Below are 2,503 nucleotides of genomic sequence, written 5' to 3'. Positions count from 1 at the left end.
CGAACGTGAAGGAATCGACGTATTCGTTCAACGTCGCGTCGACCCGAAGATTTTCGATGCAACTTCGATAAACGGAATCAGCAGCTCGTTGCCCAGGGTTTGGATCCCTGAGATCCTGTTCAGTTGATCTGGCGCGTCCGTTCGTAGGTCAGGACCTGATCGGCCCAATTGCCGACCTTTTCGCCGGGTATCCGACGTCGTTCAGGCCAAGGGGCCGTCAGATCGACCGGTGCGCCACGGCTGATCACCGTGCGCAAATTCGTTCGGTCCTGAAGCACGGTGACGTCAGAAGCGGGATCGCCGTCGACGACGAGTACATCGGCGAGGTACCCCTCGGCGATGACCCCGAGCTTGCCCGACAGCCGCATGGCGAACGCGTTGTTTTTAGTGGCGCACGTCATCGCCTCGACAGGTGTCAAGCCAAGCTCGTTGACGAACACCTCCATCTCCCGGGCGTGCCAGTGGCCGTAAGGAGTCAGCGCAAACCCACTCTCCGAACCGCACAGGATCGGAACGCCAGCATCGTACGCCTTGCGAATCATGTCGGCGGTTGCTTCGATCTCGCCGCGGAACACTTCCCGCATCCCGCCCGCACCGACCAACTCTCCATGATCGGCAAGGTTGGCGAGGAAGGTGAAAGTTGGGCAAAGCGCAGCGCCATTATCGATGACCGCCTGGAGACCGTCGTCGTCTATGAACGATGCGTGCAAGATGAGATCAACACCGGCCTGCGCGGCTTCAAGCGTGGAGGAGGAATTTCGGCAGTGGGCGACGACGGGAACGCCGAGCGCGTGCGAGGTGGCGCAGACCGCCTTCATCTCATCGAGGGTCCAGACCTGCAACTCACCTTGATGCGTCGGGATCGAACCAGTGGCATGGATCTTGATCCAGTCGGCACCGTCTTTGATTTGGCGCCTGGTTTCGATAACCATCTCGTCGATCGTGTTGACGATCGCGGCATAGCCGACCCGACCCTCGTTGGGGATCAGCCGCCCGGCTGTGCCACCGACCGAGGTGAGCAACGCCTGCACGCCCGTAGCGATTCGCGGACCCGGGAACGCACCCGACTTGACTGCCTCCCGAACTTCCGGACCAATGCCCATCACCGTGTCTGGATCCATGATCGAGGTGACGCCCGACAAGAGAAGTTTGGGGAGGTTGAACAGCGTCATCATTGCCGCAGTGGTGGGCGGTCGATGAAAGAACAGCTCGTCGTTGGACTGGACGTCGTCGAACGTGATGTGACAATGGGCATCGATGAGACCCGGCATGATCGTCGCTCCGTCAGCGTCGATCACCAGAGCACCCGCGGGCACACGATCGTCGATCGTGCCGGTTGCGCCGACCGCCACGATGACGTCTCCATCAACCACGACGTCGATGTTCGGCACCGGTGCAGCCCCCGAACCGTCGACGAGTAAGCCGTTGCTGATGTGAATTGCCGTGGTCATCGTGCGTTGGTTCCTTCTGCAATTGGTGCGCACAGAGGCGGCGCCATCGAAGCGTCGTCAGTAGTCTAGCGACGCGCATCGTCGCGCTGCCTGACGGCGTGTCATGCTCGGCCAATGAGGCGCGTACTGGTCACCGGAGCAGCATCAGGTATCGGCGCCGCGTGCGCTGACGTGATGGAACGCCACGGTTGGGAAGTCATTCGTGCTGACCTCGCCAACGGGGACAACGTGCGTCAACTCGATGTCACCGACGAGAAGAATTGGGAATCGATGATGGCCGACATCGGCCCGTTGGACGGCTTGGTCACCAGTGCCGGGATCAGAACGCGCAATATGATCGTCGACACCTCGCTTGAGGAATGGGAACGCCACCTCCGAGTCAATGTGACCGGTACGTGGCTGGCGATCCGATCGTTTCTACGTGCGATTCCCGACAGGGATCTCGGCACCGGCACCGGCACGGCGCTTCCGCGCCGCTCGATCGTCACCATTGCTTCGGTCAACGCAACGATCGCTGTGCCCGGACAGGCGCACTACGTTGCCTCCAAAGGGGCAATCGTGTCGCTGACGCGTGCCGCTGCACTCGAGGGTGCTCCGATGGGCGTGCGTGCCAATGCCATCGCGCCGGGCCCGATCCGCACGCCGATGGCCGAGGAGCGGCTCTCCGATCCGGACCAGCTGAAGTGGCTCACCGGGCGCGTCCCGCTCGGTCGGGTTGGTGAGCCCGATGAGATCGGCGAACTGGCCGAGTTCCTGCTTTCGGAGCGGTCCTCCTACATCTCCGGAGAAGTCATCTTCGCCGATGGCGGCTGGGCGGCGAACGCAGTGTGATCCGCCCCTTCTCGGAGGTGATCGCCGTCGGCAGCCAACCCGGTCAGTCTTCGATGTGCAGACCGGCGACGTTGTCCGGTCGCGGTATCAATGTCATCAGTGACTCCGTGACGCCGCCGTCTACATAGATCACTTGACCGGTGACGTAGGCGGCATCGGCGGACGACAAGAAGCTCACAACGTTGGCGACGTCATCCGGTTCGCCGAGACGACGAAGCGGG

General features: G+C 62.0%; 3 protein-coding genes. 1 reads left to right on the top strand and 2 read right to left on the bottom strand.

What is annotated here, in order from left to right; genetic code table 11:
- Nucleotides 1-119: 119 nt before the first annotated feature.
- The gene (locus ACH2EI_RS17215; RefSeq protein WP_395155232.1) at nt 120-1,451 is read right to left on the bottom strand and encodes an amidohydrolase family protein; all 1,332 of its coding nucleotides are present in this window, start codon (nt 1,449-1,451) and stop codon (nt 120-122) included.
- Nucleotides 1,452-1,565: 114 nt separating this feature from the next.
- Between ACH2EI_RS17215 and ACH2EI_RS17210 the strand changes: the two genes are divergently transcribed.
- Complete coding sequence (locus ACH2EI_RS17210; protein WP_395155231.1) at nt 1,566-2,282, top strand: SDR family NAD(P)-dependent oxidoreductase; 717 nt, start codon at nt 1,566-1,568, stop codon at nt 2,280-2,282.
- Between the two features lie 43 nt (nt 2,283-2,325).
- Here the strand turns inward: ACH2EI_RS17210 and ACH2EI_RS17205 are convergent.
- Nucleotides 2,326-2,503: SDR family oxidoreductase (locus ACH2EI_RS17205; protein WP_395160944.1), on the bottom strand; the 178-nt coding region annotated here is incomplete at its 5' end.

The sequence above is a fragment of the Ilumatobacter sp. genome, from assembly GCF_041688325.1.
In the GTDB taxonomy this organism is placed as follows: Bacteria; Actinomycetota; Acidimicrobiia; order Acidimicrobiales; family Ilumatobacteraceae; genus Ilumatobacter_A.
This window is presented reverse-complemented; position numbering and strand designations above follow the sequence as displayed.